The following is a 440-nucleotide window of genomic DNA, read 5'->3' as shown; positions in this document are numbered from 1 at the left end:
TTTATGTATTTAAGTGGAAATGATAAAGATTTTACGTTCAAACATGAAAAAATTCATGTTATAAGTTCTGATGATGTATTAATTTCTGATGAAATATATAACAGATTCTTTGAATTACAGGAACAAGGAAAACAGTTTATAGTTAAGAATAAACATGGTCAAAACTTTGAAGGAATATTTGAAGAGGTGGTGTAAGTGGCACAATTATTACAAGCTGTTATAGATACACAAAAAAATAATTATAAGAGTATAGGGCAAGTTAACGCTGGTGATACTTTAGAATTAGAATTAGAATTAAGGATGAATGGTAAGCCTATAATTTTTGATAGTATAGAAGCAGAATTATTAATAAAAAAATCTGATAATAATAGAATTAGGCAGACTAAAGATATTATTTATGAAGATGGAAAATTTAAAATTATAGTAGATGAGCAGGGAGT

Annotated in this window: 2 protein-coding genes; both read left to right on the top strand. The window is 26.1% G+C overall.

Translation table 11 applies throughout. The features are described 5' to 3' along the window. A partial coding sequence (locus LPC13_RS16790) for a hypothetical protein (RefSeq protein WP_234089036.1) occupies positions 1-195 on the top strand: 195 nt, incomplete at its 5' end. Next, positions 196-440: hypothetical protein (locus tag LPC13_RS16785; protein ID WP_234089035.1), on the top strand; the 245-nt coding region annotated here is incomplete at its 3' end. It abuts the gene before it with no gap.

Origin of the sequence: Clostridium celatum (assembly GCF_021412605.1) — a bacterium.
Classification (GTDB): domain Bacteria; phylum Bacillota; class Clostridia; order Clostridiales; family Clostridiaceae; genus Clostridium; species Clostridium celatum.
The sequence above is the reverse complement of the archived record's forward strand: the minus strand, read 5'-3'. Positions and strand labels throughout refer to the sequence as shown.